The sequence below is a fragment of the Streptomyces sp. TOM-9 genome, from assembly GCF_056858595.1.
In genome coordinates, this window is sequence record NZ_JBXEQB010000001.1 from 717,141 (window position 1) to 732,970 (window position 15,830).

At 72.5% G+C, this 15,830-nt stretch carries 14 protein-coding genes; 8 read left to right on the forward strand and 6 right to left on the reverse strand.

All coding sequences use genetic code 11. From position 1 onward, the window contains the following. The first annotated feature begins 212 nt into the window (after nucleotides 1-212). Nucleotides 213-2,669 carry a SpoIIE family protein phosphatase gene (locus tag AC1VWI_RS03320; RefSeq protein ID WP_499509385.1) on the forward strand — a complete coding sequence of 819 codons (2,457 nt, stop codon included), beginning with the start codon at nucleotides 213-215 and terminating at the stop codon, nucleotides 2,667-2,669. A gap of 33 nt (nucleotides 2,670-2,702) precedes the next feature. On the opposite strand, the gene AC1VWI_RS03325 is transcribed toward AC1VWI_RS03320, so the two are convergent. Beyond that, nucleotides 2,703-3,524 (reverse strand): hypothetical protein, encoded by an 822-nt coding sequence (locus AC1VWI_RS03325; RefSeq protein ID WP_499509386.1) that lies wholly within the window; start codon nucleotides 3,522-3,524, stop codon nucleotides 2,703-2,705. A 317-nt stretch (nucleotides 3,525-3,841) separates the two neighbouring features. On the opposite strand from AC1VWI_RS03325, the gene AC1VWI_RS03330 reads away from it, so the two are divergent. From AC1VWI_RS03330 to AC1VWI_RS03340, 3 genes are all read left to right on the forward strand, one after another. Beyond that, entirely contained in the window at nucleotides 3,842-4,747 is a 906-nt protein-coding gene (locus AC1VWI_RS03330; protein ID WP_499509387.1) for a TIGR03619 family F420-dependent LLM class oxidoreductase, read from the forward strand. A gap of 120 nt (nucleotides 4,748-4,867) precedes the next feature. After that, on the forward strand, nucleotides 4,868-5,086 hold the full coding sequence (locus AC1VWI_RS03335; RefSeq protein WP_499509388.1) for a hypothetical protein: 219 nt from the start codon (nucleotides 4,868-4,870) through the stop codon (nucleotides 5,084-5,086). Between the two features lie 412 nt (nucleotides 5,087-5,498). Next, on the forward strand, nucleotides 5,499-6,152 hold the full coding sequence (locus AC1VWI_RS03340; protein ID WP_499509389.1) for a class I SAM-dependent methyltransferase: 654 nt from the start codon (nucleotides 5,499-5,501) through the stop codon (nucleotides 6,150-6,152). Between the two features lie 186 nt (nucleotides 6,153-6,338). On the opposite strand, the gene AC1VWI_RS03345 is transcribed toward AC1VWI_RS03340, so the two are convergent. Further along, a complete protein-coding gene (locus AC1VWI_RS03345) occupies nucleotides 6,339-6,836 on the reverse strand; it encodes an ArsR/SmtB family transcription factor (RefSeq protein WP_499509390.1) in 498 nt (165 codons plus the stop codon). Between the two features lie 195 nt (nucleotides 6,837-7,031). Between AC1VWI_RS03345 and AC1VWI_RS03350 the strand changes: the two genes are divergently transcribed. From AC1VWI_RS03350 to AC1VWI_RS03365, 4 genes are all read left to right on the forward strand, one after another. After that, entirely contained in the window at nucleotides 7,032-7,853 is an 822-nt protein-coding gene (locus AC1VWI_RS03350) for a class I SAM-dependent methyltransferase (protein WP_499509391.1), read from the forward strand. Nucleotides 7,854-8,009: 156 nt separating this feature from the next. Beyond that, nucleotides 8,010-8,588, forward strand: a complete 579-nt coding sequence (locus AC1VWI_RS03355) for a TetR/AcrR family transcriptional regulator (protein WP_499509392.1) — start codon at nucleotides 8,010-8,012, stop codon at nucleotides 8,586-8,588. A 578-nt stretch (nucleotides 8,589-9,166) separates the two neighbouring features. Beyond that, nucleotides 9,167-9,751, forward strand: coding sequence for a hypothetical protein (locus tag AC1VWI_RS03360; RefSeq protein ID WP_499509393.1), 585 nt, complete (start codon nucleotides 9,167-9,169; stop codon nucleotides 9,749-9,751). Nucleotides 9,752-9,870: 119 nt separating this feature from the next. Next, entirely contained in the window at nucleotides 9,871-11,082 is a 1,212-nt protein-coding gene (locus tag AC1VWI_RS03365; protein WP_499509394.1) for a serine hydrolase domain-containing protein, read from the forward strand. 70 nt (nucleotides 11,083-11,152) lie between these two features. On the opposite strand, the gene AC1VWI_RS03370 is transcribed toward AC1VWI_RS03365, so the two are convergent. The 4 genes from AC1VWI_RS03370 to AC1VWI_RS03385 form a co-directional block, all read right to left on the reverse strand. Further along, nucleotides 11,153-12,514, reverse strand: coding sequence for an MFS transporter (locus AC1VWI_RS03370; protein ID WP_499516706.1), 1,362 nt, complete (start codon nucleotides 12,512-12,514; stop codon nucleotides 11,153-11,155). A 253-nt stretch (nucleotides 12,515-12,767) separates the two neighbouring features. Beyond that, nucleotides 12,768-14,003 (reverse strand): putative hexosyltransferase, encoded by a 1,236-nt coding sequence (locus tag AC1VWI_RS03375; protein ID WP_499509395.1) that lies wholly within the window; start codon nucleotides 14,001-14,003, stop codon nucleotides 12,768-12,770. Beyond that, nucleotides 14,000-15,241 carry a bifunctional glycosyltransferase family 2/GtrA family protein gene (locus AC1VWI_RS03380; RefSeq protein ID WP_499509396.1) on the reverse strand — a complete coding sequence of 414 codons (1,242 nt, stop codon included), beginning with the start codon at nucleotides 15,239-15,241 and terminating at the stop codon, nucleotides 14,000-14,002. Before AC1VWI_RS03380 ends, AC1VWI_RS03375 begins: the two co-directional genes overlap by 4 nt. 72 nt (nucleotides 15,242-15,313) lie before the next feature. Then, nucleotides 15,314-15,829: a cellulase gene (locus tag AC1VWI_RS03385; RefSeq protein WP_499509397.1), complete on the reverse strand. Its 516-nt coding sequence runs from the start codon at nucleotides 15,827-15,829 to the stop codon at nucleotides 15,314-15,316. Between the last annotated feature and the right edge of the window lies 1 nt (nucleotide 15,830).

Sequence of the window (15,830 nt, forward strand, 5' to 3'; positions counted from 1 at the left end):
GACGGGCCGGAGGGCCCCGCACGAGGTGTTCACCCCGGGGCGGCGGTGCCGTCACCGTCCGTAGCAGGATGGCGCTCGCAGCAGGTCGGGCGCGTGTCGGCGGGTCTCGGTAGCCTGAGTTGTGGTGCGGCCGTGAGCCGGCAGGCGTCTCGCGGGCGCCCGGGGCGTCCCGGGACGGCCGGGATCGTCACCTTGCGTGACAGGACATGAGAATGGGCAATCCCTCCGAGGCTCCTTACGGACGCCGTCCCTCAGGATCGTCCGGCGACGAGGACGTCGCCGGATTCGTCCTCGATGACGACGGCGTCGTCTCCGCATGGAGTGCCGCCGCCGAACGGCTCTTCGGCTGCCGCGCCGCGGACGTCGTCGGACGCCCGGCAGCCGAGTTGTGGCCGGAGGCGTTCGCCGGATCCCCGGGGCATGCCGACGGAGCACCCGGGCGGGCGTCCTCCTCGGGCCGTCGTGCCGTGCTCACGCGCCGCCGTGACGGCGGCCCCCCCGACGTCGTCCTCCACATGTCGCCGTTGCTCGAACCGGGAGGGCGCGACGGCGGGGGCACCGCGGTCGTCGCGGTCCCGGCAACCCCTTCGGCCCTCGCGGAGGGCGAGGCGATCCTGGAGGCCCTCTTCACCCAGGCGCCCATCGGCATCGCCGTGTACGACCGGAACCTGCGCTTCGTACGGGTCAACGCCGCGCTGGAACGCATCCACGGGTTCCCCGCGGCGAAGGCCCTCGGCCGGCCCGTCGGCGAGGTCCTGCCCGGACTCGACGCCATGGCGATCGAGCGCAGGCTCAAAGGGGTCCTGGAGAGCGGCCGGCCGGTCGTCAACGCCGTCCACCAAGGACGCACGTCGGCCGATCCGCACCGGGACCACGTCTGGCACGTCTCCTCCGTCGTCCTGACCGCGCCGGGCGGCGAGGTCCTCGGGGTCACCGATCTGATCATCGACATCACGGACCGCCACCGGACCAAGGAGCGCCTGGCGCTCCTCGACGAGGCCGCGATGCGCATCGGCACCACGCTGGACATGCGGTGCACGGCGGAGGAACTCGTGGAGGTGCTCGTTCCGCGGCTCGCGGACGTGGCGACGATCGACCTCCTCGACGACGTCATGGAAGGCGCGGAACCGGAGCCAATGGGCTCCGGGCCCGTCGCGCTGCGTTCCCTCGCCCGCACGGCCGTCGACCCCGACGTCATCAGCGGGCTCAGGAAACCCGGCGAACGGCAGGACTATCCCCCCGACTCACCGCACGTGCAGAGCCTCGCCGACGGCCGGCCGCGGCTGATCCCCGTGGTCGACCCCGGTGCCCCCTGGCTGCGGGACACCGACGACCAGCGCGTCAGGACGATGCTCAGGTACGGGATCGACTCCTTGATCCTCGTACCGCTGCGCGCGCGGGACGCGACCCTGGGCCTGGTGCACCTGTACCGGGGTCGCGGCACGGAACCCTTCGAGCCCGACGACCTCGTCCTCGCCCAGGACATCGTCGCGCGCGCCGCCGTCTGCCTGGACAACGCCCGCCGCTACACCAACGAGCACACGGCCGCCCTCACCCTCCACGCGAGCATGCTGCCGCGCAGCGTCCCGGAGCAGAGCGCGGTCGAGGTGGCGCAGCACTACCGGCCGTCGCGGGTGCACGCGGGGGTGAGCGGCGACTGGTTCGACGTGATCCCGCTGTCCGGTACCCGGGTCGCCCTGGTCGTGGGCGCGGTGCCGGGCACGGGGTTCCAGGCGGCCGCGTGCATGGGGCACATCTGCTCCGCGATCCGCACGCTGGCCCAAGTGGACCTCACGCCTGACGAGTTGCTCGGGCAGATCGACGACATGGTGCCGCGGCTCCTGGAGCGCGAACACGCCACCGGGTCCGCGCCCGTGGTGGAGGGCCTCAAGGGCTCGACCTGCCTGTACGCCATCTACGACCCCGTCTCGCGGCGGTGCGTGATGGCCAGTGCCGGACATCCCCCGCCGGCCGTCGTCGGCCGGAGCGGGGACGTGGTGATCCCCGATGTGCCGGTCAACAACCCCCTCGGCCAGGGGGACCCGGTGTTCGAGCCGCTGGACCTGGAACTCGCCGAAGGCAGCACCCTGGTGTTCTCCAGCCACAGCCTCCAGCGCGCCACGGACACGTCCGAGACGCTCGCCGCCCGCCTCAGCACCGTCGTCGCCGACCGGGCCCGCCCGATCGAGGAGACGTGCCGCGCCATCTCCGACCTGGTCGCCGCCCAGCTCACGATGGAGGACGGCCTGGCCCTGCTGCTGGCCAGGACCCGCCCCCTCGACCCGGGGAAGCTGGCCACGTGGACCGTGCCCCCCGTCCCGGCGGCCGTCGGCGACATGCGCTCGCTGGTGCTGCGGCAGCTCGACCTGTGGGGGCTGGAACACCTGGCCTTCGCCACCGAACTCATCGTCAGCGAGCTCATCACCAACGCCATCCGGCACGGCCACGACCCGATCCGGCTGCGCCTGATCCTCGACCGGACACTCATCTGCGAGGTCAGCGACGCGGCGAGCACGTCGCCCCACATCCGCCGGGCGGCCACCACCGACGAGGGCGGACGCGGGCTCTTCCTGGTGGCGCAGTGCTCCCATCGCTGGGGCACCCGGTACGCGCTGGTCGGCAAGACCATCTGGGCCGAGCAGACCCTGGAGCCCGTACCGGCCGCCTGAACACCGGGGCCGCAGCGCCCCGCGGTGCGCCGGTCAGCCGCCGCCGGCACCCGACGGCGGCAGCAGCTCGGTGGCGAAGCGCAGGAACTGCAGCAGCGGCGCGCCCGCGGTGAGCAGGGTCGCCGGCCGGTGCGGGAGCCCGTCCGGACCCTCCTCGCAGCAGGCCGCGTAGACCTCGCGCACGAGGTGGGCGGCCCTGTCGACCCGCTCCGCCAGGTTCCCGTCCCCACCCGCGACCAGCGGCGCGTTCCGCAAGTGGGCGTGCAACGCGCCGCGTTCCCGTTCCAGCAGCGCCGCGAGGTGCGCCGTCGTCCCCTCCGCGAGCAGCCGCCGGGCGGAGCCGAAGGCCGTCCCCGTCGCCGCGATCCACGCGTAGGGCGCGTCCGCGCTGCGCAGCGGGGTGCCCGTGGCCGCACTCGTCAACCCGGCGGGGACGAACAGCTCGTGCAGCCGGTAGCCGCCGCCGTTCTCTGCGCCTTGTCCGCGGCGTACGACGAACACCTGCCGGCCCCGCTCCACCAGGGCCGGCAGCGCAACCCAGCGCGCTTCCCGGGCGGACGGCGCGAGGCGCCACGCCCCCGAGAGCACATGGCCTCCTTCGGTCGCCCGGGCCCTGGGCACCGTCCGCGGGTCGCCCTCGGCGGGTTCGGCCTGCGGGAGCGGCACGGCCCAGTGGAAACCGCGCACGAAGTCGGCCCACGCCGTGCCCGGTCGGGCGTGCCCCCGCGCCTCGTAGGTCGCGAAGACCTCGTCCAGGGCGGTAGCGGGCCCCGGGAGGTGCGCCTTCCCGGCGCGGTCCCGAGGGCCGGCGCCCCTCTCGGCGCCGGCGAGCACGAGTCGTCCCTGCGACTGCATGGGGGAGAGTCCTTCCGCATCACGTTCCCGGGAGGCCGCGTGGAGGCGCGCGGCCTCCGGAGGGCGGCTGTTCCCTGGGTGAACCCCACTGTGCACGCCCCCCGCCCCCGGTGGCAGTGCCCCGGCGGTCCTGGCAGCGGGGGGACCAGTCGCCTCGTCATGACGGTGCCGGGTGGTCCCGGCACTCCCAGGAACGCCAGTGCCTTCACCCCCGGACGGCGGGACAGCAGGCTGGGCACGGCCTACGGCTTCGTCGCGGGCTCCTGACGTGGCAACGGCCGTGTCCGGCATGCCCCCGAGGCGAACGAAGGGTTTCCATGAAGATCGGGTTTGCGCTTCCGTACCTGCACGACGTGGCCCATCAGGTCGACCGGGCGGCCGAGTTCGCCCGGGAGGCGGAGAAGGCCGGTGCGGCGAGCCTGTGGGCGGGCGACCGGCACTTCGCCGCCGTGAACCCCACGATCGGGGCCACCGGCCCCGGCACCACGATCCCGGTGGAGTACCGGACCGCGGCCGACCCCTTCGTTCTGCTCGGTGTCGCGGCGGCCGCGACCGAGCAGGTGCAGTTGGGCACCAACGTCCTCATCGCGCCGGTCTACGCGCCCGCACCGCTCGCCCGCAGTCTGACCACGATCGACCGGATCAGCGGTGGGCGGCTCATCCCCGGCTTCGGCGTCGGCTGGTCACCCGAGGAATTCACGGCGGCGAACGTGGACTTCACCAAGCGCGGCGCCCGGACCGACGAGACGCTGGACGCCCTCGAACTGCTCTGGACCCAGGACCCGGTGGAGTACCACGGCCGCCACCTGGAGCTTCCGCTGCAGTACGCGCCGTTGAAGCCCGTACAGAAGCCCCGCCCTCCCTTCTACCTCGGCGCGCCGAGCGGGGCCCCCGCCGCGCTCAAGCGCATCGGTGAGCGTGCGGACGGCTGGCTGCCGGCGTGCGTCGTGCCCGTCTTCGTGGACGCCGACACCGTGCTGGCGCAGCGCGCCCTGATCGACGAGTCCGCCGGTGCGGCGGGACGCGACCCCTCGCTGCTGGACACGGTCATGCGGGTCAACGTCGTGGAGGGGACCCCGCTGACCCGGGTCGCGGACGCCATCAAGTCGCTCGCCGACCGGACGGGCATCGAGCACTTCATGGTGGAGTCCATGTCCCTCCCCCACGTCGACGCCTCGCTCGAACTCGTCACGGATCTGCTGGCACTGGTCCGGCGCGGCTGATGCCAGGCGCGTCCCGTCACCCTGCGCGATTCACCCGTTCGGCGGCCTCTCGGTCGCGGCTTCGGGGCGGGCGGCGTCTCATGAGCGTGACCGCATACGCGTTCGAGTGGGAGGTCGCCGATGTACGACATGCGCGCCGAACCCATAGCGACGGAATCCGGATCCGCCCAGTTGTGGCACGTACTCCGGCTTGACGGAAGCACCCTGTGCGGCCGTGCGCTCGCCGGCAGGCCCGTTCCGGCACCCGACGACGACTACCGCGACGAGTACTGCACCCCCTGCATGACGGCGGTCGCCACAGCGGCGTCCCGCCGCGGCAGGGTCCGCCCCCTGGTCTGAATCCAATCCCCCCACACCCCCGGCCGACAGGGTTGGACCTGTCGGCCGCCCACCGTCCATTTAATTGCGTACGCACGCATGACGCTTCGATGAGACAACGTTGTCAAACACCCGCGTTCCATGTGAGGAAGGTAGCGGGTGGGCTGCCGGGACGGTCGGGGCCGCAGGAGTTCACGGTAGGGACTCACCTTCGGTGATCGCCTGGGGCGTATCGATGCGCGCCGGTGCGACCCGGTCCGGCACCGGGAGCCCCGGGATGGCGGTGCCACCGTGGGCGCACCGGCAATCGTGCCGTGACCGCAAACGATCACCGGTGTGGTGTGACGGCTGGGTGTCGGCCGCGGTGGATGTCGCGCAGGTCAGCTGAAGGTCGCGCCATGGTCTGTCAGTTGTCTGGTCTAGGGTCGCCCGCATGGCCGAGCCCTCCTTCCTGACCGCCGTCCGCGAGTCGTACGACACGGTCGCCGCCGATTACGTCGAACGCGTCCCGCCTCCAGCCGCGATGGACCCGCCGTCACGCGCGATGCTGGCGGGATTCGCCGAACTGGTGCGGACGGCCGGTCTCGGGCCGGTCGCGGACCTGGGGTGCGGCCCCGGCCGCGTGACGGCGCACCTGGCCGGGCTGGGGGTGTCCGCTTTCGGCGTCGATCTGTCGCCGAAGATGATCGGGCTGGCGCGGCAGGCCTATCCGAACCTGCGGTTCACCGAGGGCTCGATGACCGCGCTGGAGATGAGGGACGACGAGCTCGGCGGCATCCTGGCCTGGTACTCCACCCATCACACGCCCCCACGGTGGCTGCCGGATGTGTTCGCCGAGTTCCACCGCACGCTCGCGCCCGGCGGCTACCTGCTCTGGGGAGACTACGTCGGCGATGAGCGGCTGCAGCCGACGCACCGCTATGGCCGTCCGGTGTCCTACGAGTCGTACCTCCTGCCCCTGGACCGCATGGTCGACCTGCTGGAGCAGGCCGGACTCGTCGTCACCGCGAAGCTGGAACAGGAGCCCGGCGGACGCGTGAACAGACCGCACGCCTGCCTCCTGGCCCGCAAGCCCGAAACGCCCTGACGGGGCTCGTTCCCGGGGTGAGACCGCTCGGCTGGACCGCCGACGATCACGGCGCGGGCGGTCAGAGCGCTGGGTTGTCCCCATTGTGAAACGATCAGTTGGGCGCTTGCCCGGCGGATCTTGTGACCTTCTGATGGTCGGCGCGTTGCGCTGGACATGGGCGGGGTGATGCGCCGGACACCGTCGTCAGGGCCGGTTCGGGTCGGGGTGCACCACCAGGAAGAGCGACCAGGCGGGCGCGGCCGGGTCGTCCGGGCGGGTGGCGAACTCCTCCAGCAGATCATGGAGCCGGGCGCGGAACTCATCCATCTGCGGCGGTGGCAGGCGCAGCCCCATCCTGGTGCCCTCGGCCTCGGCCGCGGGGACGAGGGCGAGTTCCTCCAGGAACGCGTCGAGCATCGACCGGTCCTGCGCCGGCGCCTCGATGTGCCAGGTCTTGCGCGTCGACAGATAGGGAATCTCCCGTGCGCCGCGCGCCCCGCGCCGTTCCTCCTGCGCCTCCAGGAACCCGGTGCGGACCAGCGTCCTGGTGTGGTGCAGCACGCTGGCCGGATCACGGCCGAGGATCGCCGCGATCTCCTTGTTCGTGCGCGGCTCCCGCGCGCAGATACGCAGGATGCGCAGGCGGAGGGCGGAGGCGAGTGCCTTCGCCTCCGCGTCGGTCGCCGGCCGGCGTTCGGTCATGACCGGCAGCCTACTGAAGTGCCGGCAGCCCGTTGAAGGGTCGGAGCGCAAGTGATTGACAAAACCAAATCACTCATCCAGGGTACCGCTGTGGCTTTCACGGCCCCCTGAGGGCCCTCCGGCCGATCCGCGCAACTCCCCTCACGTCCACCGCAGTCCGAGCGAACGGGGTCGACCATGCCGAACCATCCCGGAATGACCGGCGGACCCGCCGCTCCCGAGGGTCCCGCCGGACAGGCGGACGCCCGGGCGCCCGGGCGCCCAGGGCCGGTGTCCTGGATCAGTCCCGTAGAGGCTCCCCCGGGGCCGGGAGAGACGGCGAACGACTACGACCGCTTCGCCGAGGCGTACGCGGCCGAGAACGAGACCAGCCTGATCAACGCCTACTACGCGCGCCCCGCGATCGTGGACCTGGCCGGTGACGTGGCGGGCCGCCGGATCCTTGACGCCGGCTGCGGTGCCGGCCCGGTGGCCGAGGCGCTGCGCGAGCGGGGCGCCGTCGTGGCCGGCTTCGACTCCAGTGCCGGGATGCTGGCGCTGGCCCGGCGACGGCTCGGCGACGGCGTGGTGCTGGAACGCGCCGAACTGGGGGGCCCGCTGCCGCTCGCCGACTCCGGATTCGACGACGTCGTCGCCTCCCTGGTCCTGCACTACCTGGAGGACTGGACGACGGCCCTGGCCGAACTGCGGCGCGTACTGAAGCCCGGCGGCCGGCTCATCGTGTCCGTCAACCACCCCTTCGTCAGCCAGATGGCGGCACCGCCCGGAACCGACTACTTCGCGACCCGCTCCAGCTCCGAGATGTGGGAACTCGGCGGCGCCAAGCACCTGATGACCTTCTGGGACCGGCCATTGCACGCGATCACCGACGCGTTCACCGCGGCCGGCTTCCGGATCGACCTCATCAGCGAACCGGCCCCGGCACCCGGCGCCCGCGAACGGTTCCCCGAACTCTTCGCGCAGAAGCGGTCCGGCAAGTTCCTGTGCTTCCTGTTCTTCGTCCTCAGCAAGGCCTGACCCCCTCCCCCCGAGGGCCCGATCGCCGCCCCAGAGGCCCCCGGTACTTCGTACGCACACACCCACCGCCATGAAACGGACTCGCGGGTCCGATACCATGGGCCACCGGACCCGGGGGCCGAGCCCCTCATCGAACCCAGACAGGCCACCCGTCCCATGAGCCCTGTGAACCCGCCCGACCCGGACCGGCAGACGTCCACGTCACCGCGAAGGGCGGACGCCCGCCGCAACCACGAGCGCGTGGTCGCCGCCGCGGTCGACGTCTTCCGCGAACGCGGCACCCTGGCCACCGTCCCCCAGATCGCGGCGCGGGCCCAGGTCGGCAAGGCGACCGTCTACCGGAGCTTCCCCACCAAGGAGGACCTGCTGGAGACGATCACCCGGCTGAGCCTGGAGGAGCTCGAGCGGCGCACCGCGGAGGCCCGGGACGAGACCGGCCCCGACGAGGTCTTCCGCCGCCATGTGTGTGCGCTCTTCGACGTCCTGGCCCACGACCGCCTGCTCGCCGAGCGCCTGGCGGACGGGGCGTCCCCGGCCGCCGTGTCGGTCCTGGAGTCGCTGACCGAGGCCATGGAGACCGCGCGTGCGGCGGGGACGCTGCGCGAGGACACCACGCCACTGGATCTGCGGGTGCTCCTGTGCGGCGCGGCCCTGCAGCTGGTGCGGCTCGAGGAACGCGAACCATCGGTCTGGCACCGCTACGCGGACATGGTGCTGCGGGCACTCTGCCGCTGACCGCCGCGGGACGCCTCAACGACCGTCCGGGGTACGGGGGCTGCCGCGGACCTGATCGACGCAGCTCCGCAGTCGGACTGCGACCGCGGAGCGTGAGCTCGACGGGAAGTCCCGGCCCTCCCGTGGAAACGGGTTCCCCGCGCCCCGCTGACCAGGTCGATGACCGGGGGCCATTCGTCGACCTGGACGGGGTGTCGACGAAGCACGCAGGCCACCTCAGACGGTACGCAGCCGCCGCAGCAGCTCCAGCCTGTCCAGGTACGGCAGTTCGAGGTCGAGCAGGACGAACCCCGCCTCGTGCACGAACCGCAGGGCGTCCAAGGCCCGGCCCACGCCCAGCGGTGTGGCCGCGCTGGGCGTGGGCCGTGCGGTCGGCGTCCTCGACCGGTGGCGCGTGCATCCGTGGACGCCCCCTGTCCAGGCCGTGGCGGTTCCGACGCGGCGGGTGGCGCACCACCGCCGACCCGGAAAGTCTGCGCGTTCTGTCAACCGATCTTCGCCGAACCGTGGTCTGAGAGGTTGAGGGGGCATGTGAGCCCCCGGTGCGTTCGTTTGACAGTCTGCAAGGAGTCTCGTCCATGACCCGGATGAAGAAGTTAGCGACGGCCACGATGACGGCGGCCCTTCTGGCAGGGGTGCCGACAGTGGCCTACGCGGTGGCGCCGTCCACGGCGTCCACGGGTACGTCACAGGCCACCGCGGCCGCCGGCGCCCCCGCCACGAAGGGCGGGTGGGCGCGGGTCGTGTCGCCCGGTGAGCGCGTCAACGCGGCTCCCGGGGTGGTCCTGTGGCTCACCGAGGAGGGCAAGCACTGGTCCACTCCCGACCAGCCGGACCAGTTCCGCAGCGTGGTCGACGGCAACATCGATCCCACGCGGCCCAGCGTGAGCCTGCAAGCCGAGACGGTGGGCGACCGGTACTTCCTGTCCGGGGTGTACGTCACCCCGGACGACGCCGCCGACGCGGCCACGGTCAGGGTCGTCACCGGCCTCGGCGCGGTCACCGGCACCGTCGTCCGGCTCCCCGGGCACCCCGGCTGGGGCGCCTGGTACGCCACCAGCCCGCTTCCTTCCTCTCTCCCGCTGCCGGGGAGCCCCTTCATACACAGCGTCACCGTCTTCGACGCGGGCCACCGCCCCCTCGCCACCCTGGCCATCGGCTGACGCCTCGCCACCGGCGGGAGGACCCGGCACGATCCGGGTCCCCGCGTTCCCGGGCCCGCAGTCGCCGCGTCAGGCGACGCCCCCCACCGGTCACCTGTTTCCCGACCAGAAAGTCCACCATGCGCATCAAGAACGCGGGCATCGTGCTCGCAGGCTGCACCGCGACGGCCGTCCTGGCCGCCTCCCCCGCCGGCGCGGCCACCTCATCCCTGCCCGCCCCTTCCGTCAGCGCCGTCCTGGCCGTGCAGAAGCAGGCGATGGCCAACGGCGCCCCGGGTGCCCTGACCCGTATCGACTCCGGCAGCACGAGCTACCGCATCTCGTCCGGGCAGGCGGACACCGTCGCCCGCACCGCGATGGACGCCGACCGCCGGTTCCGGGTGGGCAGCGTCAGCAAGTCCTTCACCACGGTGGTGCTGATGCAACTGGTCGCCGAGGGGCGTGTCGACCTCGACGCACCGGCGAACACCTACCTGGCCCAGCCGCTGCCGGACGACCGGATCACCGTGCGGCATCTGCTCAGCCACCGCAGCGGCCTGTGGGACTACACCAACGACATGTTCTACTTCACCGTCCCGGGCTTCGAATCGGTACGGAACAAGGTGTTCACCTACCAGGAACTGATCGACCTGTCGACGGCCCACGAGCCGACCAACGAGCCCGGCGCGGCCTACAGCTACTCCAACACCAACTTCGTCGTCCTGGGGCAACTCATCGAGCACGTCACCGGCGTGCCGATGGCCACCCAGTACCAGCAGCGCATCTTCGAGCCCCTGAACCTGAAGAACACCACCTACGTCCACCCGCAGACCACCATCTCCGGCTCCTACGCCCACGGTTACCTGCGGCCCGACGACACCACGCTGCCGCTGGTGGACTCCACCGAACAGACCGTCTCCTGGGCGCAGTCCGCCGGCGCGGTCATCTCCAACGCCCACGACCTCAACCGGTTCTTCTCCGCGCTGGTCTCCGGCACGCTCGTGCCCGCCGCCCAACTCCAGCAGATGATGACCATGGTCCCGGTCAACGCCGACGGCACCCAGTCCTACGGGCTCGGGCTGCGCGCCAGGAAGCTGTCCTGCGGCGTCACCGTGTACGGCCACACCGGCACCGTCCAGGGCTTCTACACCTACGCGTTCACCACCGCCGACGGGAAGCGCAGCATGACCTCCATGGCCAACACCTCCAACAACGGAACCGTCAACACCATCCTCGGCGGCACGCTGGAAGCCGCCTTCTGCGGCACCACCCCCGCCAAGGCCCTCACCGCCAAGTCCTCCGAGGGCGAGGCGTTCACCGAGGACATAGCCCCGCAGGTCGTCCGCCGCTGACCGACCGCCGAGCTCCCGATCCCGGCGCCGCGTCCGGGATCGGGGGCCGCACACTTCGGTGGGGGCGCTACTACGCCTGCGGCACCACGCCCTCGGCCGGCGACCGTGCGGGCCGCGGCGCCGGGTCCCCGGCCGCCTCCTCGGCGCGGCTGAGCGCGGCGTTCCTGGTGTCGGGCATGAGGACGTAGGTGACGAGGGAGACCAGCGCGCACGCCGAGACGTACCAGAAGAAGGCCGTCTCGTGACCGGCGTCCTTGAACCACAGCGCCACGTACTCCGCGGTGCCGCCGAACAGGGCGTTGGCGATCGCATACGGCAGCGCCACGCCCAGCGCCCGTACCCGGGTCGGGAACAGTTCGGCCTTCACCGCGGCGTTGATCGAGGTGTAGCCGGTGACGATCACGAGCGCGAGCAGCGAGAGGCCGAGCGCGGGCCAGTACGAGGAGGCCGAGCCGAGCGCCGTCATGATCGGGTAGGTGCCGAAGGTGCATCCCACGGCGAAGGTGATCAACAGTGGCCGGCGGCCGATCCGGTCCGACAGCGCACCGGCCAGCGGCTGGAGCAGCGCGAAGACGAACAGCGCGGTGAAACTGACCAGCGTCGCGGTGTTCTTGGCCATGCCGGCGCTGCCGATGAGGTACTTGGTGAGGTAGGTGGTGTACGTGTAGTAGGCGACGGTGCCGCCCAGGGTCAGCGCCATGACCAGCAGCGCCTGACGCCGGTGCTGCCACAGCAGCCGGAGCGAGCCGCGGGCGTCGTCCTGGGTGCCGGCCTCCTCGGCGAAGGCGTCGGTCTCCTCAAGCCTGCGCCGGATCCAGAAGACGACGAGGGCGAAGACCGCGCCCAGCAGGAAGGGGACGCGCCAGCCCCAGTCGTGCAACTGGTCCGTGGTCAGCACGTGCTGCAGGGTGATCAGGATCGCCAGGCCCAGGAGCTGTCCCGCCGTCATCGAGACGTACTGGAAGGACGAGCCGAGACCGCGCCGGTTGCGGGCCGACGCCTCGGTGAGGTAGGTCGCGCTGGCCGCGTACTCGCCGCCGATGCTCATGCCCTGCAGCAGTCGCGCGAGCAGCAGGACGAGCGCGCCGGCGTAACCGGCCTGACCGTACGTCGGGGCGATCGCGATCAGCAGGGCGGCGACGGACATCATGGTGACGGTGAGGGTCAGCGCGCTCTTGCGGCCGTGCCGGTCGGCGGCGCGGCCCAGTACCCAGCCCCCGACGGGACGCATGAGGAAGCCGACCGCGAAGATGCCGGCGGTGTTCATCAGCTGGGTGGTCGGGTTGTCACCGGGGACGAAGGAGTCGGCGAAGTAGAGGGCGAAGCTGGCGTAGACGAACCAGTCGTACCACTCGACGAGATTGCCCAGCGAGCCTCCCACGAGGGCGAGGCGGCGCTTGCCGCGCTGCTCGGCGGACGGGGACGCGGGCATGGCGGAAGTCGGCGACATCGGCGGCTCCAGAGGGAAAGGCCCTGATGGGGGGCGGGGCGAGGTGCCCAGAACACGTGGTTCCGCGCCTCGCCCGGACGAGGTCCGGCGCCCAGATCTAACGTCCCGCCGAGAATCCGGGTCACGGATGCCCGGCCGGCCGGCTGCCCGGGGGCCCGTCGACGCGGTCGTGCTCGCGTACGTGGTGGTCGCCGCCGGGCTCGGGGGAGCGCTGGATCACCACCATCGCCGTGGGCTACGGAACGCCCAGCTCGAAGAGCACGTATCCGGCGTACGAGCCGGAGGCCAGCGCGGCGAAGCCCAGCAGCGCGGCCCGCGCGACGGGCCGGGTGCGGGCGAGGGCCAGCGCGGGCGGCACGAACAGCGGGAAGGCGGGCAGCAGGTAGCGCGAGACGTTGCCGAAGATCTGCTGCGTTCCCAGGACGGTGACGACGGTGAGGACCGTGTACACGACCAGGACGAGCGGCGGCCGCAGCCGCACGAGGGCCGGGATCAGGGCGAGGGCGAGCACGACGACGCAGACCCCCACGATGTCCTCGACCGGGCACGCGGACAGGTAGTCGAAGCGGCCCACCGGTACCGAGGTGAAGACCTCGAAGGTGTGCCTGCCCCAGTCGAAGGTGTGGGCCCAGGCACCTTCCTGCAGCCTGAAGTAGCCCGCGGGATCGCCCATCCGGTGGCCCACCCAGCCGAGGTAGCCGAACAAGCCGAGCGGGGCGACCACGATCGCGGTCAGCGGGCGCGCCACGCCGTCCGCGCGCGGCCGCCGCAGGGCGAGCAGTCCGGCCAGGACGAGGGCGCCGATCAGCGCGGTGGCGGTGGGCCGGGCCAGGCCCGCGGTGAGGGTGAGCAGGCCCGCCGTGAGCCAGCGGCGGCTCATGACCGCGTGGCAGGCCCATACCGCCAGGGCGACGTACAGGGACTCCGAGTAGCCGGACCACTCGGTGCCCGAGCCGGGCCACACCGCCCACAGACCGGCCGCGCAGAGCCCGGCGCGGTGGCCGCCGAGGCGGGCGGTGACGGCGTACACGCCGAGGGCGGCGACGAAGGAGGCGAAGACGGAGACCAGCATCCCGGCCCCGTAGGGGCCGAGGCCGGTCACCTCGGAGGCCAGACGCATCGCGGCCGGGTAGAGCGGGAAGAAGGCGGCCGAGTTGCCCTCCAGGGTGATCGGGCCGGTCGCCCCCGGTACGGGGACCAGCGCCGGATCGTATCCGTGGGTGGCTATCTGCTGGTACCACCAGCCGTCCCAGCTGGCGAGGACGTCCCAGGGGTGGGCGCCGCCGCCGAAGCGCGGGTTCTTGGCGCGGAAGTCGCCGGTGTGGTCCAGCAGGTACAGGAAGACGGCGAAACCGGCGAGCTTGAGCGTGCCGTAGACGGCGACGGCGCGCCCCCAGCGGGCGGTGCGGGACGGCTCCTCACACGGGCCGGCGGTGGTCGTGGCCGGGGCGACGGCGAGCGTGCTGGTCATGAGGGGGTGGATTCCGTCCGGCGGTCGCGCCGGCCGCGGAAGACCCAGGACCGGAAGAGGAGGAAGCGCAGCAGTGTGGTGGCCAGGTTGGCGGCGACGAGCACGGTGAGTTCGGCCCGGTGGCCGGCGGCCGGCGCCGCATGGTGCAGGGCGGTCAGCGCGCCGCTGGTGAGCGCGAGGCCGACGAGGAACGCCAGCAGTCCGCGCGCATGGTGGCGTACGGCGCCGGAGCGGCCGCGTACGCCGAAGGTGAGGCGGCGGTTGGCTGCGGTGTTGGCGAGGGCGCAGGCCAGCAGCGCCAGGGCGTTGGCGGCCTGGGGGCCCGCGGGTGGCCGCAGCGCCGCGTAGAGCAGCAGGTAGCCGAGGGTGCTGACGGCTCCGACGGCCGAGAAGCGCAGTAGCTGGGCGAGGAGCCCGGCCTGGGCCTCGGTGCCCGCCCGGCCGTGGCGCAGTTCGGCGAGCGGGAGGCGGCCGGTGGCGAGCGCGCGGCCGATGCGTGCGATGCCCCGGAGGTCGGCCAGGGCGGTCGGGACGATGCGCACCCGGCTGTCGGGATCGTCGACCCAGTCGACGGGGACCTCGTGGATGCGCAGCCCTGCGCGTTCGGCGATGACGAGGAGTTCGGTATCGAAGAACCAGCCGGAGTCCTGGACCAGGGGCAGCAGCCGCTCGGCGACGTCGCTGCGCACGGCCTTGAAGCCGCACTGGGCGTCGGAGAAGCGCACGGCGAGCGTCGAGCGCAGCAGGACGTTGTAGCAGCGCGAGACGATCTCCCGCTTCGGGCCGCGCACGACCCGGGAGCCGCGCGCCAGGCGGGTGCCGATGGCGATGTCGGAGTGCCCGGATATCAGGGGCGCGACCAGGGGAAGCAGCGCCGCGAGGTCGGTGGAGAGGTCCACGTCCAGGTAGGCCAGCACCGGTGCGGACGACTGCGACCAGGCGGCGCGCAGCGCCCGTCCGCGCCCCTTGTCCGCCAGCCGCGTCCACGCCACCTCGGGCAGCTCCGACGCGAGGCGTGCGGCGATCCGCGGGGTGCGGTCCGTGCTGGCGTTGTCGGCGACGGTGATGCGGAAGGCGTACGGGAAGGTGTCGCGCAGGTGCGCGTGGAGGCGCCGGACGGACGGCTCCAGGTCCTTCTCCTCGTTGTGCACGGGAACCACGACGTCGAGGACGGGGTCGGGGTGACGGGCCGGGAGAGGTGCGCGCTCCATCACGGCGACCGGTCGGTCTTTCCTCATGTTCTGTCCGCTTCTGTTCACTGGTGCAGGGCATGCCGAAGGCAGGCGGGACGGGCGGGAGGCGGCCCGGGATCAGGGAGTCGGGGTTCCGCTGGGCGGAGCGCTCCCGGTCGGCGGGCTCGTGGCGGTGCTCGTGGCCGTCCCGGTCGGGGGGCCGCTGTACGGATCGGCGCCGGTGGACCGGCTGGCGGGAACCTCTCCGGTGCCGCTGGACGGTGGCGAGGGCGCGTCCGAACCGGTCGCGGAGGAGTAGGCGCCGCCCTCGCCCATGGCCGGGGAAGCCGGGCTCGTGCTCGTGCTCGCCGGACCGTCGGGGCTCGGGGAGAGCGTGCCGGTCACCCGCGGGGTGCCGGCCGGCTGCGGGGCCGGGACGGCGGGCTCGTTCATGGCGAAGGCCCCCGGCAGCAGGGCCAGTCCGACGGCGAGGCCGGCCACCGCGACGGCCGACCCGCCGGCCCGCCAGGCGGCGCGGGCGCGGCGGCGGGCCCGTAGGCCGTCACGCAGCCGTTCCCGGTGCCGGGGCTCGAGGGGGGTGTACTGCTCGGAGTCGCGCAGCATGCGCGACAGCTCGCGCTCGAAGTCGTCCATC

Coding starts and splice junctions, on each gene's coding strand:
- AC1VWI_RS03320 (WP_499509385.1), top strand. CDS start 213: ATGGGCAATCCCTCCGAGGCTCCTTACGGACGCCGTCCCTCAGGATCG.
- AC1VWI_RS03355 (WP_499509392.1), top strand. CDS start 8,010: ATGAGCCCTGTGAACCCGCCCGACCCGGACCGGCAGACGTCCACGTCA.
- AC1VWI_RS03365 (WP_499509394.1), top strand. CDS start 9,871: ATGCGCATCAAGAACGCGGGCATCGTGCTCGCAGGCTGCACCGCGACG.
- AC1VWI_RS03375 (WP_499509395.1), bottom strand. CDS start 14,003: ATGACCAGCACGCTCGCCGTCGCCCCGGCCACGACCACCGCCGGCCCG.
- AC1VWI_RS03335 (WP_499509388.1), top strand. CDS start 4,868: ATGTACGACATGCGCGCCGAACCCATAGCGACGGAATCCGGATCCGCC.
- AC1VWI_RS03380 (WP_499509396.1), bottom strand. CDS start 15,241: ATGAGGAAAGACCGACCGGTCGCCGTGATGGAGCGCGCACCTCTCCCG.
- AC1VWI_RS03325 (WP_499509386.1), bottom strand. CDS start 3,524: ATGCAGTCGCAGGGACGACTCGTGCTCGCCGGCGCCGAGAGGGGCGCC.
- AC1VWI_RS03330 (WP_499509387.1), top strand. CDS start 3,842: ATGAAGATCGGGTTTGCGCTTCCGTACCTGCACGACGTGGCCCATCAG.
- AC1VWI_RS03350 (WP_499509391.1), top strand. CDS start 7,032: ATGACCGGCGGACCCGCCGCTCCCGAGGGTCCCGCCGGACAGGCGGAC.
- AC1VWI_RS03360 (WP_499509393.1), top strand. CDS start 9,167: ATGACCCGGATGAAGAAGTTAGCGACGGCCACGATGACGGCGGCCCTT.
- AC1VWI_RS03340 (WP_499509389.1), top strand. CDS start 5,499: ATGGCCGAGCCCTCCTTCCTGACCGCCGTCCGCGAGTCGTACGACACG.
- AC1VWI_RS03370 (WP_499516706.1), bottom strand. CDS start 12,514: ATGCCCGCGTCCCCGTCCGCCGAGCAGCGCGGCAAGCGCCGCCTCGCC.
- AC1VWI_RS03345 (WP_499509390.1), bottom strand. CDS start 6,836: ATGACCGAACGCCGGCCGGCGACCGACGCGGAGGCGAAGGCACTCGCC.
- AC1VWI_RS03385 (WP_499509397.1), bottom strand. CDS start 15,829: ATGGACGACTTCGAGCGCGAGCTGTCGCGCATGCTGCGCGACTCCGAG.